This is a genomic window from Streptomyces sp. NPDC058308, from assembly GCF_042880275.1.
In the GTDB taxonomy this organism is placed as follows: Bacteria; Actinomycetota; Actinomycetes; order Streptomycetales; family Streptomycetaceae; genus Streptomyces.
Genome location: NZ_JBHVZA010000034.1, coordinates 25834 through 51198, shown reverse-complemented (window position 1 = coordinate 51198; position 25365 = coordinate 25834). Strand labels below are relative to the sequence as shown.

The window sequence follows — 25365 nt, the reverse complement described above, 5'->3', positions numbered from 1 at the left end:
CTCAGTGCTCCTTGACCAGGTCGGCGTAGGGGCCACCGGCGGCGACGAGGTGTTCGTGGCGCCCGCGCTCCACGACCTTGCCGTGGTCGAGCACGACGATCTCGTCGCTGTCGCGCACGGTGCTCAGGCGGTGTGCGATGACGACACAGGCGCAGCCGCGGCGCCGCAGGTTGTCGATGATGACCTGCTCGGTCTCCGCGTCCAGGGCGCTGGTCACCTCGTCGAGCACGAGGATGCTCGGCCGGCGGACCAGGGCCCGGGCGATCTCCAGGCGCTGGCGCTGCCCGCCGGAGAAGTTCCGCCCGTCCTGCTCGACCCGGCCGTGGATGCCGCCGGGCCTGCGGGCCACGATGTCGTACAGGCAGGCGTCCTTGAGGGCGGTGACGACGGCGTCGTCGGGGATGGAGGGGTCCCACAGGGCGATGTTGTCGCGGATGGTGCCCTCGAAGAGGAAGACGTCCTGGTCCACGAAGGAGACCGAGGCGCAGAGCGCGCCGCGCGGGATGTCCTCCAGACGCTGCCCGTCGATGCGGATCGTGCCCTCCCACGGGCTGTAGAGGCCGGAGATCAGCCGGGACACGGTCGACTTGCCGCTGCCGGAGCCGCCGACGAGCGCCACCTGCTGCCCCGGCCCGACCGACAGGGAGAAGCCGGTCAGGAGCGGTTTGTCGAGGGGGCTGTAGCCGAAGGTGATGTCGTCGAGGGTGACGTGGCCGGTGAGGCGGCGCGTGCTGGCCGCCGGTTCGGGGCGGGAGTAGAGCGCGTCGACGGGGAAGTTCTCGACGTCTTTCAGGCGTGCGACGTCGGCGGCGAAGTCCTGGATGCGGCCCGCGACACCGTTGAGGCGGGTGATCGGCGCGGTGAAGCGGGTCACCAGTGCCTGGAAGGCCACGAGGAGTCCGATCGACAGATGCCCCTCCACCGCGCGCAGCCCGCCGATCCACAGGATCAACGCGCTGTTGAGGGTCGCGAGCGTCGGCGCGACGACCCCGAGCCAGGCGCTCGGGACGCCGAGGCGCTGCTGCTCCTCCAGGGTGGTGGCGTGCTGGCCGGCCCAGCGCCGGAAGTAGCCGTTCTCACCGCCGGTGGCCTTCATGGTCTCGATCAACTGCAGGCCGGTGTACGAGGTGTTGGTGAGCTTGGCGCTGTCGGCGCGCAGCTTCTGGGTGCCGATGGCCCGCAGCCGGATGACGATACGCATCGCCACGATGTTCATCAGCGCGATGCCGACGCCGACGAGGGTGAGCTCTGGATCGTAGGTCCACAGCAGGGCCGCGTAGAGGAGGACGACGACGCCGTCGACCCCGGCGGCCGTGAGGTCGCGGGCCAGTGTCTCGGCGACGGCGTCGTTGGAGGCGAGGCGCTGCACGAGGTCGGCGGGGGAGCGCTGGGCGTAGAACGTGACGGGCAGGCGCAGCAGATGGCGCAGGAAGCGGGCGCTGCCGAGGGTGGAGGAGATGATGCGGCCGCGCAGCAGGTTCGCCTGCTGGAGCCAGGTAAGGACCACGGTGAGCGCGACCATCGCACCCATCGAGGCGAACAGCGCGCCCAGGAGCGAGGTCTGGTGACCGACCAGGAAGAGATCGATGTACGTCCGGCTGAGCGCGGGCAGCGCGGCGCCGACCGCGACGAGCAGCAGGCTGGCCAGGAGCGCGGCGAACATCGTGCCGGTGGTGCCGCGCAGCCGCGCGGGCAGCGCCTTCAGAACGCCGGGCCTGCGGCCGCCCGGACGGAAGTCCGCACCCGGTTCGAGGACCAGGACGACCCCGGTGAAGCTGGTGTCGAAGTCCTCCGACGGCACGAAGCGGCGGCCCTTGTCCGGGTCGTTGATGTACACGCCCCGGCGGCCGAGGCGGCGCCCCATGCCGTCGTACACGACGTAGTGGTTGAACTCCCAGAAGAGGATCGCGGGCGCCTCGACCTCGGCGAGCGCGGCCGGTTCCATCTGCATGCCCTTGGCCGTGAGGCCGTAACCGCGGGCCGCCTTGAGGACGTTGCTGGCCCGTGAGCCGTCGCGGGAGACGCCGCACGCGATGCGCAGCTCCTCCAGGGGGACGTGCCGGCCGTGGTGGGCGAGGACCATGGCGAGGGCGGCGGCGCCGCACTCCACGGCCTCCATCTGCAGGACGGTGGGCGTGCGGACGGTGCCGGGCCGCCTGCCCTTGGACGCGGGGCGCGGCGCCGCCCTGCGGCGGCCGCGCTGCGGCGGCTCGGGGCGGTGCCTGCGGCGGCCGCCGGGCGGCGGCAGTTGCTGCTGGTGCGCAGGGGAGGGGTGCGGTGCGGTCACGGAAGCAGCCAATCGATCGGGTGCTGCTCGGCGAGGTGGAAGGCGCCGGCGGTCGGCGTCATGGAGTCGAGCGCGAAGGGCGGGCCGCCGGCGGTCGACCACGCGTAGCCGGACTTGGTGGCGGACGACTTCTCCAGTTGGACGAGGACGGCCACGGGAGGGCCGTCCTTCGTGAACCGTCCGGCCAGCTCCTTGTCGCCGAGGAAGCCGGTGATCTTCTGCCGGGACTGTGCGGCCCGGCCGATCGCCTTCACGCGGCCGCGCAGCGTTCCGTACTCCGCGGTGGGCACGGACTGGACGGTGAGATCCACCGACGCGCCGACGGGGACGGTTGCCGCGCTGTCGGCGGGTACGTAGAGCATCGCGAGGAGCGGGTCGCCGGTGCCCGCGACGCGTTCGACGGTCGCGACGTCGGCGCCGGTGGTGACGACCGTGCCGATCCTGGCGACGAGCGAGCTCACGCGCCCCGCGGCGATCGCGCGCACGACCTTGTCGCCCTGCTCCGTACGGACTTTGAGCACGGGAGCGCCCGCGGTGAGGCGCTTGCCCTCCTCGGCCAGAACACGGGTCACCTGGCCGGTGACGGGACTCTGCAGGACGTAACTGCCCTGGCCGTGCGTGAGGATTCCGGGCGCGCGGAGCGTGGCGGAGACCGAGCCGGTCACGGCCCAGACGCCCGCGGCGGCCATGACGACGAGGGTGACGGCGAGGACGAGCAGGCCCTGGGGGCGGGCGTAGCGCACCGGCAGGTCCAGTTCCTCGGGCGACTGCAGTTTGGACAGGGCCTGTTGGCGGAACTGCACGGAGCGCTTCCCTTACTGTGCCTACGGCGTCCGTGAGCCCCGGAACTGGATGTTCCGGGGCTCACGGATCAATGGTGTCTCAGGTGTCTCAGTGAGGTCGAGACTCAGAGACCGGCGACCGTGCTGGTGGCCAGGCCCGCGATGGGGGCCGTGTTCAGGCCGGTGGTGTCCTCGACGAGGCCGACGGCCGTGCCGACGGTGGAGGAGACCGGGGCGATCGAGTCGACGGCGCCGGTCACGGTGCCGACGGCGTTGGCGGAGAGGCCACCGGAGACGTTGTCGAGGTCGGCGTCGGAAATTTCGAGGGTCTCGACCTGGGGGACGTTGTTCATGGCGTGAGCTGCCCTTCTCATGAATGTTGCAAAGGTGTTTCCAACTCCGCGGAACCTGGGATGTGAATTCCGCGTCGGCCAGGATCAAAGCACGTTCGCAGCTCGGACATCCAATCGGCGAAGTGACCGTCCGCCGAGGTTGGGGAGGTGCATCACCGCTGCGTGCAGGCAGGTTCACCGCGTGATGGCAGCTCCTTCACAAGATTCACAGAAGGAAATCGGGGGCGTGCTGCGATTCCCTCCAACAAATCGGACACTCTGCGGCCGAAGTACCCGTCAGATGCACTCTGCATGGAAATTCGCGGGGCGTGCGCAACGAATAGCGTGACCGGACTGCGCATTCGATGTGCAGGTTTATCGAAGGCGGGTCCATTCGTGACCGAAGGGGACATCGGGGGGCAGACCTGCCGCAGGCCTGCCGCAGACCGGCCAGCTGTTAACGCTGTGTAACTTGGCCGTACTTGACCGTAGTTGCCCGGAACGATTGACTTCACGTTCGTCATCCCCCGCATCGTCATCCCCCGCATCGTCCTCGACGCGAGAGCGAGTCCGTGACTTCATCGTCTGTTCAGAGCTCTGACCTGCTCGTCCCTCTCGATCTGGCCTTCTGGAACATCGAGACCGCCGCACACCCCATGCATCTGGGCGCACTCGGCGTCTTCGAGGCCGACGGACCCGACGCGGCGGACCGGGCCGCCGAGCTCCTCGCGGCCCGCGCGACCGCCGTGCCCGGCCTACGCACGCGGATACGTCCCGTCTGGCTGCCCGTCGGCGGCGCGATACGCGTCCCGATGCCCGCGTTCGACCCGCTGGAGCACGTCCGGCTCGCGGCGCCCGCGGCGGACTTCCAGGCCGCGGCGGGCGAGCTCATGCGGCGACCGGTGGAGCGTGGGCGGCCGCCCTGGGAGGCCCACGTGCTGCCCGGCGCGGACGGCACGTCCTTCGCGGTCCTCTTCAAGTTCCACCACGCCCTCGCCGACGGGCTGCGCGCGCTGACGCTCGGCGCCGCCCTCCTCGACCCCGTAGACCTGCCCGCCTCCCGCGAGCGGCCCCCGGCCCCCACCCCCTCGCCGTGGTCCGCCCTGGACCCCCGCACCCTGCCGAGACGCCTGAGGGGCACCGCCGCCGCGGCGGGGCAGGCCCTCGGCATCGGCACCTCCCTCGCCCGCGCCACCCTGGGCGTACGCTCCTGCGCCGCGCTCACCTCCACCGCGACCGGCACCCGCCGCGCCGCGGGCGTCGTCCTCGACCTGGACGACGTGCACCAGGTGCGCAAGGCCGTGGGCGGCACCGTCAACGACGTACTGATCGCCGTGGTCGCGGGCGCCCTGCGCCGCTGGCTCGACGAGCGCGGCGACTGCAGTGAGGGAGTCGAGCCGCGCGCCCTGATCCCCGTCTCGCGCCGCCGCCCGCGCACCGCACAGCCCCCGGGGAACCGGCTCTCCGGATATCTGGTGCGCCTCCCCGTCGGTCACGAGGACCCGCTGGTCAGGCTCCGCAGCGTGCGCACCGCCATGGACCGCAACAAAGAGGCGGGTCCCGAGCGGGGCGCGGGCGCCGTGGCGCTGCTCGCCGAGCACGTCCCGGCGCTCGGGCACCGCATCGGCGGCCCCGTCGTCGCCCAGGCCGCCCGGCTGCTCTTCGACATCCTCGTCACCAGCGTCCCGCTGCCCGACATCGGACTGCGGCTCGGCGGCTGCCGACTGGCCGAGGTCTACCCCTTCGCGCCGCTCGCCCAGGGGCAGTCGCTCGCCGTCGCCGTCTCCACATACAAGGGACGGGTGCACTACGGCCTGATCGCGGACGCCGCCGCCGTGCCCGACCTGGAGCTGCTCGCTCGGAGCCTGCGGGACGAGCTCGACGGCCTCGTGGCGGTGTGCGCACGGGAGGCGGGTTTGGTGACCGGGCCCGCCGCTACGTAAACTCCCTCTTTTGGAGCTTCCGCGGACGACCAGATGCGCCGTGGCACGGAATGACACGAGGACAGCGGCGATGACGGTGACAGACGAAGGCCACGAGGGCCCCGTCGAGTACGCGGCGTACGGACCCGGCATCGACCCGGACCGTCTCGCCGTCTGCCTCAGCGTGCTCGACGAGCTCGACAAACTCGACGTCGACCACCCGGACGCGATCGCCGTGCGCCGGGCCACGGCCGGGATCTACCGGACGGTGAAGCAGCGCCGCCGCCAGGAGCGCCGCGCCGCCAAGACCGCCCACGACAAGGCCGTCACCGAGGCCACCGCCACCGGCTCCGCCCAGCGCATCGACGACGAGACCGAGGGCCTGCTGCCCTCCTCGCAGACGGAGGAGGGCCGGATCGCGGGGATACTCCAGCGCCCGCGCTCCTGCTACACCTGCAAGACCCGGTACGTGGAAGTCGACTACTTCTACCACCAGCTCTGTCCCGACTGCGCCCGCCTGAACCGGACCAAGCGCGACGCCCGCGCCGACCTCACCGGCAAGCGCGCCCTGCTCACCGGCGGCCGCGCCAAGATCGGCATGTACATCGCGCTGCGCCTCCTCCGCGACGGCGCCCACACGACGATCACGACCCGGTTCCCCAAGGACGCCATCCGCCGCTTCAAGGCGATGGACGACTCGGCGGAGTGGCTGCACCGCCTGGAGGTCGTCGGCATCGACCTGCGCGACCCGGCCCAGTCCGTCGCCCTTGCCGAGCGGGTCGCCGCGGCGGGACCGCTCGACATCCTGATCAACAACGCGACGCAGACCGTGCGCCGCCTGCCGTCCGCCTACGCCGCCCTGGTCGACGGCGAGAGCGCGCCGCTGCCCGCCGGAGAGCTGCCCGCCCACTCCGTCATCGGCGCCTTCAACTCCGGCGCGGTGGACGGCCTTGCCGCGCTGCCCGTCGGCACCAGTGGCCTGGACGCGCAGCAGGTCGCCGACCTCGCCCTCGTCGCGGGCAACGCCAGTGTCGCCCGGCACCTCGACGGCACCGCCATCGACGCGGGCGGTCTGGTCCCGGACGTCGTGGACAGCAACACCTGGGTGCAGACCATCGAGCAGATCTCCCCCGTGGAGCTCCTCGAGACCCAACTGTGCAACTACACCTCGCCGTTCATCCTGATCAGCGCGTTGCGCCGGGCGATGGCCGACGCCGCGAAGAAGGCGCCGAGCGGCCGCGCCCACATCGTCAACGTCTCGGCGATGGAGGGCGTCTTCGGCCGCGGCTACAAGGGTGCGGGCCACCCGAACACGAACGCCGCGAAGGCCGCGATGAACATGGTGACGCGGACCAGCGCCCAGGAGATGTTCCAGACCGACGGCATCCTCATGACCTCGGTCGACACCGGCTGGATCACCGACGAGCGCCCGCACTACGACAAGCTGCGCCTCGCCGAGGAGGGCTTCCACGCCCCGCTCGACCTGATCGACGGCGCCGCCCGCGTCTACGACCCGGTCGTGCGCGGCGAGTCGGGCGACGACGTGTACGGCGTCTTCCTGAAGGACTACGAGCCCGGCAAGTGGTAGCAGCGCCCGGCCGCACCCGGTGATCACCGAATGTCGGGGCCCGTCGTACGCAGGCGCTCGTGCACCGCGTACGACGGGCCCTTCGCCATGGACGCCGCACGCACCCGCGTACCCCCGTCGACCAGCAGGTCGGCGCCGGTGATCCAGCGGGCGGCGTCCGAGACCAGCCAGGCCACCGCCCGCGCCACGTCGTCGGGCTCCCCGATGCGGCCGAGCGGGAGCCCCGCCGCCACCTGCTCCTGCGACCCCGCCCAGACGAAACGCGCCATGTCGGTGCGGACGAGGCCGGGGGAGACGGAGTTGACCCGCCCGGCCGGGGCGAGTTCGCCCGCGAGCTGACGGGTGAGGTGCAGCAGCGCGGCCTTGCTCGTGCCGTACGCGCCGACGTTCGGGCCCACGTGCTCGGCGCCCTCCGTGCAGATGTTGACGATCGCGCCGCCGTGCTCCGCCAGCCAGGCACGCCAGGCGAGTTGGGTCAGGCGCAGGGCCGCGTCGACGTTGACGGCGAAGGCGGTGCGCCACACGTCGGGATCGGCGTCCATCAGTGGACCGTAGGGGGCGTTCGTCGCGGCGTTGTTCACCAGGACGTCGATCCGGCCCAGCTCCCGCATCGCGAGGTCCACGCAGGCTTCGAGGTGCGCGGGATCGGCGACGTCGCCCGCACGGCCGACCGCTTTCACGCCAGTCGCTCGCAGTGCGTCCACGGCGGTCCGCACCCCGTCGGCGTCACGCGCCGTGACGACGAGCCGATGGCCCGCGGCCCCGAGCGCCTCGGCGACGGCGAACCCGATCCCACGGGAGCCGCCGGTCACCAACGCCACTGGCGAATGCTCCCTTTCGTGCCCCGCCTGGTCCGTCATTGTCCGGAATCAACCCCTGCCGTTGGAGCCCCATCGAGCGCGGGGCTGCTCATTTGGTTAACCTAGGGCGAACGGGTACCCATCAGGGAGCCACAAGCCTCCCTCGGCCGCCCGGGGACAGGCCGGTAATCACGGCCGCGGTCCCGCCAGAGAACGGCGCCACCGCGACCGAACTGCCCTGACCTTCCGTTACGCGACACAGAGGAGTGCGCGGTGACACCCGATCTGACGAAGCACGAAAAGCAGCCGGCCGAGGGCGGCGGCGAACGGGCCGGCAGGCCCGCGAAGCTCCGCAACCTGGAGGCATGGGCCAAGGCGGCCCCCATCCGTCTGGCCGGTTACGAGGACGACCTCGCCGAGCCGCACATCCTCCCGGGCATCGACTGACCCGGTACCGGTCCGGGATTCTCCCGATCGGCTTCGCCACGCGCCCCCGGCCTCTTCCCGAGGCAGGGGGCGCGGGTGTGTCATGCGGACAGGCATGGCGGATGCGGTGCGGTGCGGTGCCGAGCCTCGTTCGGGATTCATCCGATGACTCGGTCGGATGCGGTTGGGTCGGTGGGCTGCGGCGCGGGAGTGAGGCGCGCTGGATGGAGCCTTGCTGGACGGAGCAAATGTCCAAGCCTCCGTGGTGCACGATGCATTGACACCTCCGTGGGGACGCTTGAATCATCGGACCTCATGACCGCACTGCGTTCGCTTCCCGCCGCCGCTCCGCTCCGCTCCTCGTCGCGGCGCCGGTCCCGGCCGCCGGTGCCGCAGCGGAGCCGCCCGCCCCGGCGACATCGTGAAGGAGCGTGACGCTTCCCGCCCCCGAAGGAGATCGGCATCCCATGACCGTCAGCAGACGCCTCTTCATGGCCGCCGCCGTCACCACGGCCCTCACCGCGTCGAGCGCTTCGCTCGCCGCGGCCGCGGCCGGCCGCCCGTCCGACGGTGCAAAGCCGCCCCACCGTATCCGCATCGGCCCAACGGACACCCCCGAGATCCTCGTGGCCAAGGCATCCCGCGTCCGCCCCACCGCCCGTCAGATCGCCTGGCAGAAGCTGGAGCAGACCGCGTTCCTGCACTTCGGCGTCAACACCTTCACCGGGCTCGAATGGGGTACCGGCGACGAGGACCCGGACGTCTTCCAGCCGGCGGAACTCGACACCGACCAGTGGGCGCGAGCCCTGCGCGACGGCGGCTTCAAGCTCGCCATCCTCACTGTCAAACACCACGACGGCTTCGTGCTCTACCCCTCGCGGTACACCAAACACAGTGTGGCGAGCAGCAGTTGGCGGGGCGGAAAGGGCGATGTGCTGCGCTCCTTCACCGATTCGCTGCGGCGGTACGGCATCAAGGTCGGCGTCTACATTTCGCCCGCCGACGAGAACCAGTACCTCGACGGCGTCTACGCCAACGGGAGCGAACGCGCCACCCGCACCATCCCCACCCTCGTGCCCGGCGACGACCGGTCGGGCAGAGGCCGGCGCACCTTCGCCCTCGACGCCACCGACTACGGCGCCCACATGCTCAACCAGCTCTACGAGGTACTCACCGAGTACGGCCCGGTCGACGAGGTGTGGTTCGACGGGGCACAGGGCCGCATCCCGCCGGAGAAGGTGGAGACGTACGACTGGGACAGCTGGTACGCGCTGATCCGCGCCCTCGCCCCGGACGCCACGATGGCCGTGCGCGGGCCCGACGTCCGCTGGGTCGGCAACGAAGGCGGTCTGGCGCGCGAGAACGAGTGGAGCGTCGTCCCCGTCAAGGACTCCGGCAACGGCAGCATCGACTACGCCCTCAAGTACGACGCGCCCGACCAGGGCAGCCGCGAAGCGCTCGTCGAGGCGCGCTCCGTCGCCCAGTACCTGCAGTGGTGGCCCGCCGAGTGCGACGTGTCCATCAGGCCGGGGTGGTTCTACCACGAGGACGAACAACCCAAGAGCGTCGAGGAGTTGACGGACATCTGGTTCCGCTCGGTGGGGCGCAACTCCGTACTCCTGCTGAACATTCCGCCGGACCGGCGTGGTCGGCTCCCGGACGCGGACGTGGCACGGCTGCGCGAGTTCCGCGAGCGGATCCGCGGGGAACTGCCCCGGGACCTCACCCGCGGTGCCCGGATCCGGCACGACCGAGGCGCCGGCACGGTCACCGTGGACCTGGGCAGGGCCCGCGAGGTGGACCGGATCCGCCTCGCCGAGGACATCCGGCACGGGCAGCAGCTGGAGCACGCGGTCGTCGAGGCCCACACCGGCGACGGCTGGCGGACCGTGACCGAGGTGGACACGGCGGGCGCGAGCCGGGTTCTCACGCTGGCCGCTCCGGTGACGGCGCGGCGGTGGCGGCTGCGTGTGACGCGGTCACGGGACACGGTGCGGGTCGCGGAGTTCGGCCTCTACCGCTCGGAGGTGTGAGGGGACCCGGGTTGACATGCGGGTGGGCGAGGAGGTCGCGGTACCGGGTCGGGGCGGGTCGACGCGCCGAGATTCGCCCCGATGACCAGGAGTAGGCCGTCGGCGCGGACGAAGCCGAGCGGCGTGGGTCGCGGACCAGAGGGTCCAGGTCCACCGCTGGCTGCCCGGGCAGTTGACGCTTGGGCAGAGGTCGTCGACCGCCGCCGGGAGGCGCTGCCGCTCAGCTCCTGACGGGCCCCGTGCTCTCCCGTTCGATGAGCCGCGGCAGCGGCACCTGGACCGTGGCGGCCGGGCCGTCGTCGAGGAGGGCGAGGAGCTCGCGGGCCGCCGTGCGGCCGAACGACACCGTGTCCCGGGACAGGGCCGTCAGCCACGGATGCACCATCCGGCAGAGCGCCGAGTCCTCCCAGGCGACGACCGAGACGTCGCCCGGGATCGTGAAGCCCAGGGAGCTCGCGGCGGCGACGCCGGCCACGGCCATCACGTCGTTGTCGTACACGAGAGCAGTCGGCGGCTCGGCGGATTCCAGGACCCGCCGGGTCGCGGCGGCGCCCTCCGCGTCCGAGTAGTCCGTCGTCACCGAACGCACCCCCGATAGGCCCCGGTTCGCCGCCTCGGCGCGCAGGGTGCGGATACGGCGCTCGGTGTGCGCCAGCCCCTCCATGCCCGCGACGTGCACGATGCGGCGGTGTCCCAGCGCGTGCAGATGGCCGACGACCGACGCCATCGCGCCCGCGTCGTCCGCCCACACCGTGGAAAGGCCCGGGTGCCCGGCGTCCGGGTCGGGCACGCCGCCCGTCACCACCGCGGGGAGCCCGAGCTCGTCCAGGAGGGCGGGGCGCGGGTCGTCCGTGCGCGGGTCCACGACCAGGACCCCGTCCACCCGGTGCTCGGCCCACCAGTGGCGGTAGACCGCGCACTCGGCGGCCACGTCCTCCACCACCTGGAACAGCAGACCCAAGTGCCGCTCCGCGAGCACTTCCTGGATGCCCGAGATCAGCTGCAGGAAGAACGAGTCGATGCCCAGCGTCGCCGCCGGACGCGCCACCACGAGGCCCACTGTCGCCGAACCCTCGCCGGACAGGGCGCGCGCCGCCGTGCTGGGCCGCCAGCCCAGCTGCTCCGCGACCCTGCGGACCCGGTCGCGGGTGACCTCGGAGACGCCGGGCCGGTCGTTGAGCGCGAAGGAGACGGCGCTCTCGGAGACCCCGGCGCGACGCGCGATGTCCTTCATGGTCGGCCGGCGTGCCGGTGACCGCTTGCCTTGCACCCGTTGCCCCTTTCCTGGCTCACGGAGACTAATGCGCTTGAGCTGTTCGACCCTAAAGCGCATTAGTCATCCACCGCAAGACTCTCAACCTGCCGTCCTGACCTGGGTGTTGTCCGGAGGATCGACCGATCTTGGAATTGTTTTCCACGAATCCATTGACTTTGCGCCACGACTCCATGCAGGGTCTGCCTCGGCGTGGATTGCCCGGCTCGGACGGTCGCAGTCACCGCCGTCTCACGCTGGGCCGAGCAAAGGAGCCGTTTCACCGTGCGTATCTCCCGTATCCCCCGCAGAGCGGTCGCCGCAGGCGCCGTCCTCGCCGTCCTGCTGCCGCTGAGCGCCTGTGGCGACGGCGATGACGGCGGCGGTTCCCAGGACGCGTCCGGGAAGATCGAAGGCAAGATCACCTTCCAGACCTGGAATCTCAAGGCGAACTTCAAGCCGTACTTCGAGGGCCTGGTCGACGAGTTCGAGAAGAAGTATCCCGGCACCGAGGTGCACTGGGTCGACCAGCCGGGCGAGGGCTACGCCGACAAGATCAGCGCGGACGCCGCCGCGGGGACCCTGCCCGACGTCGTCAACGTCTCGCCCGACCTGGTCGCCCCGCTCGCCAAGGCGGGCCTCGCCCTCGACCTCGGCAAGGCCGCGGGCAAGTACGAGAAGGAGTACCTCCCCGGAGCCTGGAAGAGCCACCAGATACCGGGCATGGACGGCACGTACGCCTTCCCCTGGTACCTCAACACCGGGCCGCTCTTCTACAACAAGCGCCTCTTCAAGGACGCGGGCCTCGACGAGAACAAGCCCCCGAAGACGTACGACCAGCTCTTCGACCAGGCGCTGCAGCTGGCCGAGAAGAGCGATGGCAAGGTCGCCACGCTCGCCAACGTGCCCACCGTCGAGGACTTCGGGCGGTACGGCGTGCCGCTCATGAACAAGGAAGGCACCGGCTTCACCTTCAACGACGCCAAGGGTGTCGAACTCCTCACCAAGTACAAGAAGTTGTACGACGCCAAGGCGCTCGACGGGCAGGCGCTGACAGCGACCCCGGAGTCGACGGGCAAGAAGTTCCTCACCGAGTCCGTGGCGATGAACCCCGGCAGCGCCCTGGACCTGGAGAAGTTCAAGAAGGAGGCGCCGAACCTCTACAAGAACATCGGCATCACCCCGCAGATCAGCAGCACCGGCAAGGACAACATGTACGTGATGGGCGTGATGGTGAACGCCCGCACCAAGCAGACTCCGGCCGCCGTCGCCTTCGCGCACTTCGTCACCGACGCCCAGCACCAGATGTCGTTCGCCAAGAAGGTCGCGATCTTCCCCAGCACCAAGGGCTCCCTCGACGACCCGTACTTCACCGAGCAGGACGGCAAGGAGGAGACGCGGGTCCGCATCGCCGCCGCGAAGTCCATCAAGACCGCGGTGAACTACACGCCGGTGATGTTCAGCGAGCAGATGAAGGTCGAGCTGCGCAACAACGTCGCCAAGGCGCTGCAGGGCAAGGAGAGCCCGAAGGACGCGCTTGACAACGCTGTCAAGAACTGCGACCGACTGCTGCAGCAGAGCTGAGCCGAACGCAGGGCTCGGCGCGGAGCCGAACGCCGAGCCGACCGGCGCAGCGCCGAGCTGAGCCGTGCCGAGCCACGACCCGGGAACACCAGCCATGAAGAGCCCCACCGCCGACAAGGCGACCTCGTCCGACACAAGTACCGCGGGCCCGGCACTCAAGGGCCGGCCCGCCGACGCCCGACGCGGCGCGGGCGGCACCCGCATCCGGCGTCAACTGCCCACCAGTCCCTGGCTGTTCGCCGCTCCCGGGCTCGTGATCGTCGCCGTCTTCATCCTCTATCCGTTCATCAGCACGCTCAACAACTCCTTCACGGACAAACGGACGCTGATCCCCGGCGAGTACGTCGGCTTCGCCAACTTCTCGGAGCTGCTGCACGACGACATGTTCTGGATCGGCCTGCGCAACAGCACGATCTACGTCCTCGGGGTCGTCCCCGCGCTCGTCCTGCTGCCCCTGCTGCTCGCGATGCTCGTCCAGAAGCACATCCCCGGCATCACCTTCTTCCGGTCCGCCTTCTACACCCCGGTGGTCGCCTCGATCGTCGTCGTCGGCCTCATCTGGGTCTGGATGCTCGACGAACGCGGCCTGGTCAACGCGGTCCTCGAAGCGGTGGGCGTCGGCAAGGCCGGCTTCCTCAGCGACCAGTGGCTGCTGCTGTTCAGCGCCATGGCCGTCACCATCTGGAAGGGCCTCGGCTACTACATGATCATTTATCTCGCGGCGCTCGCCAACGTACCGCGCGAGCTCCACGAGGCGGCGGCGGTCGACGGCGCGGGAGCGGTGCGCCGCTTCTTCACCGTCACCGTGCCCGCCGTGCGCTCCACCATGGTCCTGGTGGGCGCGCTCTCCTCGGTGGCCGCCTTCAAGGTGTTCTCCGAGGTCTATCTGATGGCGGGACCCACCGGAGGCCCGGCAGGCGAGGACACCACCCTCGTGATGCTGGTGCAGCGCGTCGGGACCGGCCTGACCGGACGGGTCGGCTACGCCTCGGCGATCTCGGTCGTCGTCTTCGTCGTCACCGTCGCGCTGATGCTGCTCGTGCTGCGGGCGGACCGCAAGGAGGACGCGTGACCACCACCGAGCAGATCCCCCCGACGGCCACGGAACGCGCCGCGCGTCCCAGGCCCCGACGGCGCATCACCGACGAGAACGGCCGCCGGATGCCCGTATGGGAGATCGTCCTGCGCTACGGACTCCTGCTCGCCGTACTGGCGTTGATGATCGGTCCGTTCCTCTGGCAGCTGTCCACGTCCCTGAAGGGACCGCACGAGGACATCTTCAGCTCCCCGCCGAAGTTCCTGCCCTCCGACCCGACCTTCCACAACTACGAGCGGGTCGCCGACACCATCCCCGTCTGGGACTACGCGCTCAACTCCCTGAAGGTGGCCGCCGCCAACGTCGTCACCAACTGCGTCGGCGCCACGCTCGCGGGCTACGCCCTGGCCCGCCTGCGCTACCGCGGCCGCAAGGCGGCCACGGTCGTGTTCATCCTGGCCATGCTGGTGCCCGTCGAGGGCATCATCATCGCCCAGTTCACGACCATGCGTGAGCTCGGTCTGAACAACACCCTCATCGGTGTGCTGCTGCCCGGCTGCGTCTCCGCGCTGAACGTGCTGCTGATGCGCAACGCCTTCCTCAACGTGCCCTACGAGATCGAGGAAGCCGCCTTCGTGGACGGCGCGAACGTCTGGCAGCGTTTCCTGCGCATCGCGCTGCCCGCCGTCAAGGGGACCCTCGCGGTCGTCGCGATCTTCGCCTTCATGGGCGCCTGGGACGACTTCCTGTGGCCCCTGATCGTGCTCAGCGACCCCGACCGGTTCACGCTCACCATCGGCCTCAACTATCTGCACGGCACGTTCGCCAACGACGAGCGCCTCGTCGCCGCGGGCACGGTCATCGCCGTGCTGCCGCTGATCGTCCTCTTCGCCTGTCTGCAGCGGTACTTCTTCCGCGGGGTCGGCGAGGGCGCAGTCAAGGGCTGAGCGACGCCTTCCCGCACTCCCAGAACCAGGATCCGCATTTGCCTTCCGCATCGCCTTCCGCACTGCCCCTCGCGGCGCCCTCGGGCGCGCCGCGCTTCGGCGTCAACTACACCCCGGCGCAAGGGTGGTTCCACCACTGGCTCGACTTCGACCTCGACGCCGTACGCGCCGACCTCGACGCCATCGCCGCGCTCGGCCTCGACCACATCCGGGTCTTCCCGATCTGGCCGTACTTCCAGCCCAACCGGACCCTGATTCGCCCGCGCGCCGTCGACCAGCTGGTCCAGCTCGCCGACGCGGCCGCCGAGCGCGGCCTCGACGTCAACGTCGACGGCCTCCAGGGGCATCTGTCCAGTTTCGACTTCCTGCCCGCCTGGACCCAGACCTGGCACCGGCGCAACATCTTCACCGACCCCGACGTGGTCGCCGGGCAGGCCGCGTACCTGCGCACGCTCGCCGCCGCCCTCGCCGACCGGCCCAACTTCATCGGCATGACCATCGGGAACGAGATCAACCAGTTCTCGGCGGGCCCGCACCCCGACCCCGACCGCGTCACCGAGGAGCAGGCGGAGACCTGGCTGCGCACCGTCCTCGCCGCCTGCGAGGACGGCGCCCCCGGCAAGCTGCACCTGCACGCCGAGTACGACGCCGCCTGGTACCAGCACGACCAGCCCTTCACCCCGGCGCAGGCCGCCCGGCTCGGCGCGGTGACCGCCGTGCACTCCTGGGTCTTCAACGGCACGGCCCAGCGCCACGGGCGCACCGGTACGGCCACGCGCCACCACGCGGCGTACATGATCGAGCTGTCCAAGGCGTGGGCGCTCGATCCGGGCCGGCCCGTCTGGCTGCAGGAGGTCGGCGCGCCCGCGCCGCTGATCCCCGCCGAGCACGCCGCCGCCTTCACCGAGGAGACGATCGCCGCCGCGCTCGACTGCCAGGACGTGTGGGGCGTGACGTGGTGGTGCTCCCACGATGTCTCGCGGGACCTCGCGGACTTCCCCGAGCTGGAGTACAGCCTCGGGCTTCTGACCAACGACGGGCAGGTCAAGCCCGCGGGCGCCGCGATCGCCCGCATCGCGAAGGAGTGGCGCGGACGCGACTACGCGCCGGCGCCCCGTACGACCGCGCTCGTCGTGGACGACGCCACGTCGCGGCGGCCTGAGTGTGCCCCCGGCGGGGCGGTCTTCGAGGCGTTCGCCCGTCTGGTGGCGGACGGCGTGCGGCCCACGGCGGTTCTGGCGAGCCGGGCCGCCGACGCGGAGCATCTCGCTGCGCGGGGCATCGCGGAGGTCGTGTCGCCGGAGGTGGTGAGCTAGGCCGGGACGTCGCACCGTAGATCGCGCTTCGCGCTCGTCCTAAAACGCCGGACGGGCTGACTATCCCTTGGGAGACCCCTCATGCATGACGACCGCACCTTGGTCGAAGCCCGCCTCAAGCGCGTTCTGGACGAGCGCATCAGGCCCGCCGTGTATCCCGCCTCCGTACCGCTCGACGTCGCCGTGTGGAACGCGCCGGGCGAGCCGGTGCCGGTCGCCGAAGGCCTTGCCGCCGAGCCGTCGCCGACCGCCGTCGGGGAGCGGTGGGGCGCGCCCTGGGGGACCAGCTGGTTCCGGGTGACCGGAACCGTGCCGAAGGAGTGGGCGGGCAGGAGCGTCGAGGCGATCCTCGACCTCGGCTTCGACGAGAACATGCCCGGCTTCCAGTGCGAGGGCCTCGTCTACCGCCCCGACGGCACCCCGGTGAAGGGCCTCAACCCGCGCAACCAGTGGGTGCGGATCGCCGCGCCCGCCGAGGGCGGCGAAGAGGTGCGGCTGCACGTCGAGGCCGCCTCCAACCCCGTCATCCTCGACTACCACCCCTTCCTGCCCACGCGGCTGGGCGACAAGGAGACCGCGGGCAGCGAGCCGCAGTACCGCCTGGAGCGCATGGACCTCGCCGTCTTCGACGAGACGGTGTGGCAGCTGGTGATCGACCTCGAAGTGCTCGGGGAGCTCATGCGGGAGCTGCCCGAGGACTCCGGGCGGCGCTACGACATCGTGCGCGCGGTGGGCCGGGCGCTCGACGCCGTCGACCTCCAAGACGTCAACGGGTCGGCCGCCGCGGCCCGCGCCTTGCTCGAAGGGGTGCTCACCACCCCCGCCGAGCCCTCCGCCCACCGCATCAGCGCCGTCGGCCACGCCCACATCGACTCCGCGTGGCTGTGGCCGCTGCGCGAGACGGTGCGCAAGGTGGCGCGTACGACGTCCAACATGACCGCGCTCATCGAGGACGAGCCGGACTTCGTCTTCGCCATGTCGCAGGCCCAGCAGTGGGCGTGGATCAAGGAGCACCGCCCCGAGGTGTGGGCGAAGGTCAAGAAGGCGGTCGCCGACGGGCGGTTCGTGCCCGCGGGCGGCATGTGGGTCGAGTCGGACACGAACATGCCGGGCTCGGAGGCGATGGCCCGTCAGTTCGTGCACGGCAAGCGCTTCTTCCTCGACGAGTTCGGCGTGGAGAACGACGAGGCGTGGCTGCCCGACACCTTCGGCTTCGCGGCGGGGCTCCCGCAGATCATCAAGGCGGCCGGCTCCAAGTGGCTGCTCACGCAGAAGATCTCCTGGTCACAGACCAACCGCTTCCCGCACCACACCTTCAACTGGGAAGGCATCGACGGCACCCGGATCTTCACGCACTTCCCGCCCGTCGACACCTACAACTGCTCGATGAAGGGCAGCGAGATCGCCCACGCGGCGAAGAACTTCAAGGACAAGGGCGTCGCCCGGCACTCGCTGGCGCCCACCGGCTGGGGTGACGGAGGCGGCGGCACCACCCGCGAGATGATCGCCAAGGCCGCGCGACTGCGGGACCTGGAGGGCTCGGCGACCGTCGAGTGGGAGACTCCCGCCGCCTTCTTCGAGAAGGCCGAGGCCGAGTACCCGAACGCGCCGGTCTGGGTCGGCGAGCTCTACCTCGAACTGCACCGCGCCACCCTCACCAGCCAGGCCGGCACCAAGCAGGGCAACCGGCGCAGCGAACACCTGCTGCGCGAGGCGGAGTTGTGGGCGGCCACCGCCGCCGTGCGGTTGGACGGCTTCACGTACCCCTACGAGCAGTTGGACCGCATCTGGAAGACGGTGCTGCTCCACCAGTTCCACGACATCCTGCCCGGTTCGTCGATCGCGTGGGTGCACCGCGAGGCCCGCGCGACCTACGCGTCGCTCGCCCAGGAGCTCAACGGCATCATCGACAAGGCCCAGCGCGCGCTCGCGGGCGAGGGCGCCGACGCGCTGGTCTTCAACTCCACGCCGCACACCCGGGACGGAGTCCCCGCGGGCGGCGCCCGGGCCGCCGCCGTCGACGGGGGTTCGACACGCGCCCCGCGCGAGGCGGGCGGTTTCGTCCTCGACAACGGCCTGCTGCGGGTGGAGGTCGACGGCCGCGGTCTCGTCGTCTCCGCGTACGACCTGCTCGCCGGCCGCGAGACCGTCGCGCCGGGCCGGGCGGCGAACCTGCCCCAGGTCCATGCCGACTTCCCGAACATGTGGGACGCGTGGGACGTCGACGAGTTCTACCGCAACACCGTCACCGACCTCACTGAGGCGGACGAGGTCGCGGCGGGCGAGGGCGCCTCGGTCCGGGTGGTGCGCACGTTCGGCGACTCGCGCCTCACCCAGGTCCTTACGCTGACGCCCGGCACCCAGCGCCTCGACATCGACACCGAGGTCGACTGGCACGAGACGGAGAAGTTCCTCAAGCTGGCCTTCCCGCTGGACATTCACGCGGAGCGGTACGCGTCGGAGACCCAGTTCGGCCACTTCTACCGCGCCACGCACACCAACACGAGCTGGGAGGCCGCCAAGTTCGAGGCGTGCAACCACCGCTTCGTGCACATCGAGGAGCCGGGCTGGGGCGTCGCGCTGGTCAACGACTCGACGTACGGGCACGACGTGACCCGCACGGTGCGCGAGGAGGACTCCGGTACGACCACCACGGTCCGCGTCTCGCTGCTGCGTGCCCCCCGCTTCCCCGACCCCGAGACCGACCAGGGAGTGCACCGCTTCCGGCACGCGCTGGTGCCGGGCGCGGCGATCGGCGACGCGGTGCGCGAGGGCTACCGCATCAACCTGCCCGAGCGCCGGGTCACCGGGCGTGCCGACGTGGCTCCGCTGGTGACGGTCGACAACGACGCGGTGGTCGTGACGGCGGTCAAGCTCGCCGACGACGGCAGCGGCGACGTGGTCGTCCGCTTCCACGAGGCCCACGGCGGCCGGGCGAAGGCCACGCTGACGGCCGGCTTCCCGGCGGGCTCGGTCGCGGTGACCGACCTCCTCGAGCGGCCGCTCGACGGGGTGGCGGCGCCGGAGCTCGTGGACGACGCCGTGCCGGTGACCCTGCGCCCGTTCGAGCTGGTGACCCTGCGGTTCACGCGGGCCTGAGGCCTCTCACCTGTCGGCCCGCAGCCACACGCGCAGCGGGCCGACGGGCGTGAACCCCTGACGGACGGCGGCGGCCAGGTCGTCGCCGCCCTCGTACCCGACGACGGGCACGCCCGGCCAGAGCCGGTCCGTGGCCGCCAGGCAGGAGCGCCAGGCAGCATCCAGGTCGTCGTCGGCGGCGAAGAGGTTGGAGATGCCGACGACATCGGCGCCGGGGTAGGCGATGGCACCCGCGGTGACGGGACCTGTGGCCGCGGACGCCAGGAATACCGCTCCGTCGTCGAGCAGCGCGGGCCGGAACAGTCCCGCGCTCTCCCCGGCACCGCTCCAAGCGGCCTCCCATGCGAGCAGCCGGTCGACGCCCCCTACCGGCTCCCATCCACCGGCGCGCCGCGGTGCGGGTTCCGTCGCGGGCCGGTGGATCCACTGCGCCTCGAAGAGCACCTCGAAGCCGACCGCGGACAGGTCAAGCACACCGAAGCTGTCCTTGACGGAGGCGCCGGGCGATGTGACGTCGATGCGGCCCGGTACGTCCCCGGGTGCCACGTCGGGCGAGAGCGTTACGGCGTCGGGGTAGAGCGGGGGAGTGCGCCGGGCGCTGGCCCACAGTCCTCCTTCGATCGCACCCGCCACTCCGTGGGAGCGGCAGACGGCGTCGCACCAGTCGGCGTTGTTGCGCGCGGCTGCCGCCGCAGCCCCGTCGGGGGCGTCACGAGGGTCGTTGATCACGGATGGATGGTGTCAGGGTCATCCGGATCGCGCCGCTGGTTTTCCTGACCCGCTCGTACGGGGTTCCGGCCGCCGATCGGGTGACGCCGTGAATGGGTCTCTGCCACGCTGGGGCCAGGCACTCAGACCGGGAGTCCCCATGGCCCATCGGCGCTCCGCAACAGCCCAGTGGCGAGAGGACCGCTTCAGGCAACTGCACGGCTATGTCGGTCAGTTGGTGACCGGCCTCGTCGGAAAGTCCCTGGAGGAGCACCGGGACCACCTGGCGGATCCCCGGGTGCCGCTGCTCACCAGGAGGGGCTGGATCCCGCGCGAACCGCTCCCGCTCGACGACGTTCAACTGCGTTACTCCGCGCCCCGGGTGGATCGCTTCGATGCCGCCAAGAGGCTGCTGGCGCCCTACTGGCCCACCGTCGAGGGGGCGACCGTCCCGACCTACTCCGCCGCGGTCGACGCGTACGCGAAGCCCTCGATGTTCTTCAACGCTCCTTCATTCCGCCTCTTCGGTCTCGACCCGTCGGTCCCCGACACGTCTCTGACCCTGACCATGGGCTCCTACTTCGACTGGTACGACACCGGCGAGGCGCTGGGGTACGAGGCCGCCAAGCGGTACGTGGAGACCGGGGGAGCCACGATCGTCGGTCCCTATCGCCAGTCGCTTGCGGATCCCTTCCACTTCGCGGGGCGCTGCGCGACACCCGGCGTGAACACCCTCACCATCCGCGCCTCGCGCCGTGGGCCCGTCTTCTACCTGCACCGGCGTACCTCGGTCGCCACCGCCCGGGGCACGGTGCACGTGGTGCCCGCGGGAGAGTTCCAGCCTTCCGGCGGCCCCCACAGCGGGCACACGACCGGCGGCGACGACCTGGACCTGCGCTCGACCATCATCCGCGAGTACGCCGAGGAACTTCTCGGAGCCCCGGACGTGAACGACCCGAGGACCCATGGCACGCCGGTCGACTTCACGGCGCAGCACGCAGATGTGGAATCCGCTCTGCGCGGCGGCGGCGCCCGGTGTCACTACCTCGGGTGCGGGCTCTACCCGCTCACCTGGAAGCCGGAGATCCTTACGGTCTGTGTCTTCGAGGAGCGTCTCTTCGACCGGGTCTTCGCCGCCATGGAGCGAGAGACGATGGAGGGCAGGCTGGAGGGCAGAGGCGGCCGCCTCCTGAGTGACGACGACCGCCTGCCCGGGACGCTCGACGCCATGCGGGGCGGGAAGAAGCGTCCGTACCAGGGGCTCCCGTTCGACCAGGAGACGGTGCAGACGTACGTGAACGACCCGACCACCCTGCCCGCCGCCCGCGCCTGTCTGGATCTGGCCTGGCGGCACCGGCAAGCCCTGCGGATCCGCACCCGCTGAACCGCCTGAGGACCCTGAGGACCCTGAGGACCCTGAGGACGAGGAGGAACCCATGGGGGACGAGTCGGACCGGGCCCGGCCCTGCTGGCTGCTCAGTGACTTCGCGGGCGTCCTTGCCCGGCACCAGCCGGAGGCCGACCGTCGCCGCATGGCAGCCGTGGCGGACGCCGAGTTCGCCCCGTTCTGGACCGCCTACTGGAGCGAGCGCGACGCATACGACACCGGGAGCGTCTCGCGCGACGAGTACTGGACGAAAGTCGCGGCCCGACTGGGCGCCGGGTGGTCTCCCTGCCGGATCGCCACTCTGGACGCACTGGACGTGGACAGCTGGCTGTATCCCGACCACGAGACGCTCTCGGTCGTCGGGGACGCGGTCGCGGCGGGAATGCGCCTCGCCGTGCTGTCCAACGCGCCGCTGTCGCTGGCCGCCGCCTTGCGGGGCCTGACCTGGCTGGCGCCGTTCGAGCACGTGATCTGCAGCAGCGAGATCCGTGCGGCGAAGCCGGGCGCGGACTGCTACCGGACGGCGCTGGGCGTCCTGGGAGCAGGCCCGGCAGATGTCGTCTTCGTCGACGATCGCGAGGCCAACGTGACGGGCGCCCGGGCGCTCGGGATCAGGTCTGTGCTCTTCTCCGGCGCGAGCGGCTTGAGCCGCGCTCTGTCCGTCTGACGGGCCAGGGGAAAGGGTGATCGCCCAGGTGGCGCTGCGGGGAGTTCTGCAACTCCCGTTGCCGCGCCAGGATTGAAGGATGGCCCGCCATGCCGGTCGGGGGTGTCGAACGCGCCAGAAAGCATGCGGCCAGCACCTGATCGAGGACGAGTCCCTGACTGTTCGCCAGATTCACGTCGCGCAGCCACGCCAGGGTGAGGTCGGCACCGGAGAAGCACGCGTGGTCCGGCTTCGCATGGTTGAACCAGGATTCGGTCAGCACTGCTTCCTCGAAGTGGGTGTGTTCCAGCACCGTCTCATCGAGCCGCGTGGTCACCAGCGTCGCCCTCGTCAGTACGGTCTCCCGCGCCGTCGCCTTGCTGAGCCAGGCGCCGGTGAGGTCGGCGCCGGTGAGGTCGGCCCGCGTCAGGTCGGCGCCGCCCAGCCACGCGTCCCTGAGATCCGCACCGGGCATCCGGGCTCCGGTCAGCCACGCTCCGCACAGGTCGGCCCAGCGGAGTCGAGGGCGGTTGCCGTCCTGGTCGGGCAGTAGTTCCAGTCCGGTCAGGTCGGTGTTGCGCAGGTCGATCCGGTTCTTCTCCACGTGTGCGGGCCTGCGGGCCAGAACGGTCACGGCGGCCGCGACGTCCTCCCGCACCGCCGAGGTGGCGGCCCGGTCGCGCCGGACCGGGGACTCCGTGCGCACGAACGCCGCCAGGACGCCGACCACGGTCTCGTGGTCCTGTTCCGACTCCCGCATCACGTGCTCGAGCGAGTACACGCCGCCCAGTCGTTCCATGAGATTCGCCGAGGCCAGCTGCGCCACGGCTTTGCCGTAGCGATCGGTCACCTGGCCGCGGCGGGAGAGGTAGTACGTGCGGATCGTGTACCCCAGGCCGGCCAGCCCGGCGATGGTCGTCGCGACGGTGAGCACGGTGCGGCGAACCTCGTCCAGCGCCTGTGGCCGCTGTCGGACCGGCAGGTCCCGCACCGTGTCGCCCGCGAGCAGCCAGGAGACCGGACCGAGAAGGAGCAGGCATGTGCCCAGCGATATGAGGACCGTGAGCGCGTACCTGAGCGCTCGTGGTCTCCAGTCGTAGCTCCGGTCCATGACCCATGACACCGCAACTTCCGAGCCCGCACCAGAGTTCAGGCACCCCTCTGCGGCGCCGTGCCCAGTCGCCTCTTCGGGAGAGCGGCTCGGCTACCCCTCAAGCTGCCCCCGCAGCCACTCCTCCACCTCTCCCACGTGCGCCGCCGCCGCGGCCCTGGCCGCCTCCGGGTCCCGCGCCACGAGTGCCCGGTGGATGCGGGCGTGTTCACGGCGGGTGCGCTCGAAGGCGTCCTCCTCCTGGTAGCCGCGCCACACCCGGGCGCGGAACGTGCGGGACGAGAGGCCCTCCAGTATCGCGGCCATCGTGTCGTTGCCCGCCGCGAGGGCGATGGTGCGGTGGAACGCCAGATCGTGGGAGAGGATCTCCTCCGGGTCGTCGGTGGCGTTCATGGCCTGCACGTGCTTCTCGACGTCGGCCAGTTGGTCCGGCGAGATGCGTGCGGCCGCCAGCGCCGTCGCGGTGGACTCCAGGACCCGGCGTACTTCCAGGAGCTCGACCAGGCGCGGCCCGCGGGACAGGTCCGCCACCACTCCGAAGGTCTCGAGGAGGTCGCCGGCCTCCAGCTGCGTGACGTAGATGCCGGAGCCGTGCCGGGCCTCCAGGACGCCGAGGACCGTCATCGCCCGGATCGCCTCCCGCATCGAGGAGCGCGATATGCCCAGCTGCGCCGCCAAGTCCCGTTCGGTGGGCAGGCGTTGGCCCGGCTCCAGGCGGCCCTCGCCGATCATCGCCTTGATCTGCTCGATGGCCCGCTGCGTCACGGTGCCCTTCTGCGGGGCGGACTGGTCTGGCTGGTCCACGTAACGCTCCTCCACTAGCCGAGTGCGCCGCAGTCTAGCCAGAGATGTGGTCCGACCACTACGGCCGGAAAGTGCGAAAAGTTGACGACGAGGGGTGTTGTGGGCGCCAAGTGGTCTGATAAATATTCGCGTCATCGGATCCTGGATTCCCCGTTCGATCTCCCTCGATGAGGAGCCGTCAAGATGGCCGGCAGGAATGTGCGCAACAGGTCCAGCAACAGGCCGAGGAACAGGCCAAGCAACAGGCCCGGCAGCAGGGGGACTTCGCGGGCGGTGCGCGCCGCCGCCGCGGCCGCCTGCGCGTCCCTCGTGCTCGCGGCGTGCGGCAGTACCAAGGACACCGCATCGCCCGGTGGCGGAGGCGGCGGGGAAGGCAGGGTCGGGGTGGTCCTGCCCCTGCTGACCTCGCCGTTCTGGCAGTCGTACAACGACTACGTGCCGAAGATGGCGAAGTCCGAGGACGTCGACGCGATGAAGACCGTCAACTCCAACAGTGACCCCTCGCAGCAGATCACCGACATCAACAACCAGCTCAACCAGGGTGTGAAGGGCCTCGTCGTCGCACCGCTCGACAGCGCCGCGATCTCCGCGGGCCTCGACCAGGCTGAACGCAAGGGCGTGCCCGTGGTCGCCGTGGACGTCGCGCCCGAGAAGGGCAAGGTCGCGATGGTGGTGCGGGCCAACAACGTGGCGTACGGCCAGAAGGCGTGCGACTACCTCGGCAAGCAGGTCAAGACCGGCGAGGTCGTCCAGATCATGGGCGACCTGGCCTCCGTCAACGGACGTGAGCGCTCCAAGGCGTTCCGCGACTGCGTCGAGAAGAGGTTCCCGAAGCTGAAGGTCCTGGAGATCCCCGCCAAGTGGGAGTCCGACACGGCCGCCTCCAAGCTCGACACGCTGCTCAACTCCCACCCCGGCCTCAAGGGCATCTACATGCAGGCGGGCGGCGTCTATCTCGCGCCCACCCTGCAGACCCTCAAGTCCAAGGGGCTGCTCAAGAAGCTGGGGGAGAAGGGGCACATCACCGTCGTCTCCAACGACGGCATCCCGCAGGAGTTCGACGCGATCCGCAAGGGCCAGATCGACGCCACCGTCTCGCAGCCCGCCGACGCCTACGCCAAGTACGGCATGTACTACATCAAGGCCGCGATGAACGGGAAGAAGTTCAAGCCGGGACCGACCGACCACGGCTCCGAGATCGTCGAGCTGCCCAGCGGCATCCTCGAGGACCAGCTGCCCGCCCCGCTGGTCACCAAGGACAACGTCGACGACTCCAAGCTGTGGGGCAACACGGTCACATGAGCG

Annotated in this window: 20 protein-coding genes; 12 read left to right on the top strand and 8 right to left on the bottom strand. The window is 70.7% G+C overall.

What is annotated here, in order from left to right:
- Position 1: 1 nt before the first annotated feature.
- From ACFVYL_RS32775 to ACFVYL_RS32765, 3 genes are all read right to left on the bottom strand, one after another.
- Positions 2–2287 (bottom strand): NHLP family bacteriocin export ABC transporter peptidase/permease/ATPase subunit, encoded by a 2286-nt coding sequence (locus ACFVYL_RS32775; protein ID WP_389722433.1) that lies wholly within the window; start codon positions 2285–2287, stop codon positions 2–4.
- Positions 2284–3090, bottom strand: a complete 807-nt coding sequence (locus ACFVYL_RS32770; protein WP_389722431.1) for an HlyD family efflux transporter periplasmic adaptor subunit — start codon at positions 3088–3090, stop codon at positions 2284–2286. Before ACFVYL_RS32770 ends, ACFVYL_RS32775 begins: the two co-directional genes overlap by 4 nt.
- A gap of 104 nt (positions 3091–3194) precedes the next feature.
- Complete coding sequence (locus ACFVYL_RS32765) at positions 3195–3422, bottom strand: type A2 lantipeptide (protein ID WP_389722429.1); 228 nt, start codon at positions 3420–3422, stop codon at positions 3195–3197.
- Positions 3423–3973: 551 nt separating this feature from the next.
- Here ACFVYL_RS32765 and ACFVYL_RS32760 point away from each other — a divergent pair.
- Both ACFVYL_RS32760 and ACFVYL_RS32755 read left to right on the top strand, forming a co-directional pair.
- Positions 3974–5344: a wax ester/triacylglycerol synthase family O-acyltransferase gene (locus ACFVYL_RS32760; RefSeq protein ID WP_389722427.1), complete on the top strand. Its 1371-nt coding sequence runs from the start codon at positions 3974–3976 to the stop codon at positions 5342–5344.
- A 70-nt stretch (positions 5345–5414) separates the two neighbouring features.
- Complete coding sequence (locus tag ACFVYL_RS32755) at positions 5415–6911, top strand: SDR family NAD(P)-dependent oxidoreductase (RefSeq protein WP_389722425.1); 1497 nt, start codon at positions 5415–5417, stop codon at positions 6909–6911.
- A gap of 23 nt (positions 6912–6934) precedes the next feature.
- Here ACFVYL_RS32755 and ACFVYL_RS32750 read toward each other — a convergent pair whose 3' ends face one another.
- The gene (locus tag ACFVYL_RS32750; protein ID WP_389722423.1) at positions 6935–7771 is read right to left on the bottom strand and encodes an SDR family oxidoreductase; all 837 of its coding nucleotides are present in this window, start codon (positions 7769–7771) and stop codon (positions 6935–6937) included.
- 213 nt (positions 7772–7984) lie between these two features.
- Here ACFVYL_RS32750 and ACFVYL_RS32745 point away from each other — a divergent pair, with 213 nt between their 5' ends.
- Both ACFVYL_RS32745 and ACFVYL_RS32740 read left to right on the top strand, forming a co-directional pair.
- A complete protein-coding gene (locus ACFVYL_RS32745; RefSeq protein WP_389722421.1) occupies positions 7985–8158 on the top strand; it encodes a hypothetical protein in 174 nt (57 codons plus the stop codon).
- Positions 8159–8604: 446 nt separating this feature from the next.
- Positions 8605–10170, top strand: a complete 1566-nt coding sequence (locus ACFVYL_RS32740) for an alpha-L-fucosidase (RefSeq protein ID WP_389722419.1) — start codon at positions 8605–8607, stop codon at positions 10168–10170.
- A gap of 220 nt (positions 10171–10390) precedes the next feature.
- Here the strand turns inward: ACFVYL_RS32740 and ACFVYL_RS32735 are convergent, their stop codons facing one another.
- Positions 10391–11404, bottom strand: coding sequence for a LacI family DNA-binding transcriptional regulator (locus tag ACFVYL_RS32735; protein WP_389722417.1), 1014 nt, complete (start codon positions 11402–11404; stop codon positions 10391–10393).
- Between the two features lie 303 nt (positions 11405–11707).
- On the opposite strand from ACFVYL_RS32735, the gene ACFVYL_RS32730 reads away from it, so the two are divergent.
- The 5 genes from ACFVYL_RS32730 to ACFVYL_RS32710 all read left to right on the top strand — a co-directional run bounded on the left by ACFVYL_RS32730 (position 11708) and on the right by ACFVYL_RS32710 (position 19404).
- The gene (locus ACFVYL_RS32730) at positions 11708–13006 is read left to right on the top strand and encodes an extracellular solute-binding protein (RefSeq protein ID WP_389722415.1); all 1299 of its coding nucleotides are present in this window, start codon (positions 11708–11710) and stop codon (positions 13004–13006) included.
- Between the two features lie 94 nt (positions 13007–13100).
- On the top strand, positions 13101–14078 hold the full coding sequence (locus ACFVYL_RS32725) for a carbohydrate ABC transporter permease (protein ID WP_389722413.1): 978 nt from the start codon (positions 13101–13103) through the stop codon (positions 14076–14078).
- A gap of 89 nt (positions 14079–14167) precedes the next feature.
- Positions 14168–14989: a carbohydrate ABC transporter permease gene (locus ACFVYL_RS32720; protein WP_389722467.1), complete on the top strand. Its 822-nt coding sequence runs from the start codon at positions 14168–14170 to the stop codon at positions 14987–14989.
- Between the two features lie 38 nt (positions 14990–15027).
- Positions 15028–16305 carry a glycosyl hydrolase gene (locus ACFVYL_RS32715; protein ID WP_389722411.1) on the top strand — a complete coding sequence of 426 codons (1278 nt, stop codon included), beginning with the start codon at positions 15028–15030 and terminating at the stop codon, positions 16303–16305.
- A gap of 81 nt (positions 16306–16386) precedes the next feature.
- Positions 16387–19404, top strand: coding sequence for an alpha-mannosidase (locus ACFVYL_RS32710; protein WP_389722409.1), 3018 nt, complete (start codon positions 16387–16389; stop codon positions 19402–19404).
- 6 nt (positions 19405–19410) lie between these two features.
- Here ACFVYL_RS32710 and ACFVYL_RS32705 read toward each other — a convergent pair whose 3' ends face one another.
- Positions 19411–20133, bottom strand: coding sequence for a hypothetical protein (locus tag ACFVYL_RS32705; RefSeq protein ID WP_389722407.1), 723 nt, complete (start codon positions 20131–20133; stop codon positions 19411–19413).
- A 139-nt stretch (positions 20134–20272) separates the two neighbouring features.
- On the opposite strand from ACFVYL_RS32705, the gene ACFVYL_RS32700 reads away from it, so the two are divergent.
- Both ACFVYL_RS32700 and ACFVYL_RS32695 read left to right on the top strand, forming a co-directional pair.
- Positions 20273–21496: a hypothetical protein gene (locus ACFVYL_RS32700; RefSeq protein ID WP_389722405.1), complete on the top strand. Its 1224-nt coding sequence runs from the start codon at positions 20273–20275 to the stop codon at positions 21494–21496.
- Positions 21497–21548: 52 nt separating this feature from the next.
- Positions 21549–22166 carry an HAD-IA family hydrolase gene (locus ACFVYL_RS32695; RefSeq protein WP_389722403.1) on the top strand — a complete coding sequence of 206 codons (618 nt, stop codon included), beginning with the start codon at positions 21549–21551 and terminating at the stop codon, positions 22164–22166.
- On the opposite strand, the gene ACFVYL_RS32690 is transcribed toward ACFVYL_RS32695, so the two are convergent.
- The gene (locus tag ACFVYL_RS32690) at positions 22111–23256 is read right to left on the bottom strand and encodes a pentapeptide repeat-containing protein (RefSeq protein ID WP_389722401.1); all 1146 of its coding nucleotides are present in this window, start codon (positions 23254–23256) and stop codon (positions 22111–22113) included. The genes ACFVYL_RS32695 and ACFVYL_RS32690 overlap by 56 nt on opposite strands.
- 93 nt (positions 23257–23349) lie before the next feature.
- Positions 23350–24060: a FadR/GntR family transcriptional regulator gene (locus ACFVYL_RS32685; RefSeq protein WP_389722400.1), complete on the bottom strand. Its 711-nt coding sequence runs from the start codon at positions 24058–24060 to the stop codon at positions 23350–23352.
- Positions 24061–24243: 183 nt separating this feature from the next.
- On the opposite strand from ACFVYL_RS32685, the gene ACFVYL_RS32680 reads away from it, so the two are divergent.
- Positions 24244–25362, top strand: a complete 1119-nt coding sequence (locus ACFVYL_RS32680) for a sugar ABC transporter substrate-binding protein (protein WP_389722398.1) — start codon at positions 24244–24246, stop codon at positions 25360–25362.
- The last annotated feature ends 3 nt before the right edge of the window (positions 25363–25365 follow it).

Coding starts and splice junctions, on each gene's coding strand:
- ACFVYL_RS32765 (WP_389722429.1), bottom strand. CDS start 3,422: ATGAACAACGTCCCCCAGGTCGAGACCCTCGAAATTTCCGACGCCGAC.
- ACFVYL_RS32755 (WP_389722425.1), top strand. CDS start 5,415: ATGACGGTGACAGACGAAGGCCACGAGGGCCCCGTCGAGTACGCGGCG.
- ACFVYL_RS32750 (WP_389722423.1), bottom strand. CDS start 7,771: ATGACGGACCAGGCGGGGCACGAAAGGGAGCATTCGCCAGTGGCGTTG.
- ACFVYL_RS32740 (WP_389722419.1), top strand. CDS start 8,605: ATGACCGTCAGCAGACGCCTCTTCATGGCCGCCGCCGTCACCACGGCC.
- ACFVYL_RS32735 (WP_389722417.1), bottom strand. CDS start 11,404: ATGAAGGACATCGCGCGTCGCGCCGGGGTCTCCGAGAGCGCCGTCTCC.
- ACFVYL_RS32725 (WP_389722413.1), top strand. CDS start 13,101: ATGAAGAGCCCCACCGCCGACAAGGCGACCTCGTCCGACACAAGTACC.
- ACFVYL_RS32720 (WP_389722467.1), top strand. CDS start 14,168: ATGCCCGTATGGGAGATCGTCCTGCGCTACGGACTCCTGCTCGCCGTA.
- ACFVYL_RS32710 (WP_389722409.1), top strand. CDS start 16,387: ATGCATGACGACCGCACCTTGGTCGAAGCCCGCCTCAAGCGCGTTCTG.
- ACFVYL_RS32700 (WP_389722405.1), top strand. CDS start 20,273: ATGGCCCATCGGCGCTCCGCAACAGCCCAGTGGCGAGAGGACCGCTTC.
- ACFVYL_RS32695 (WP_389722403.1), top strand. CDS start 21,549: ATGGGGGACGAGTCGGACCGGGCCCGGCCCTGCTGGCTGCTCAGTGAC.
- ACFVYL_RS32690 (WP_389722401.1), bottom strand. CDS start 23,256: ATGGACCGGAGCTACGACTGGAGACCACGAGCGCTCAGGTACGCGCTC.
- ACFVYL_RS32680 (WP_389722398.1), top strand. CDS start 24,244: ATGGCCGGCAGGAATGTGCGCAACAGGTCCAGCAACAGGCCGAGGAAC.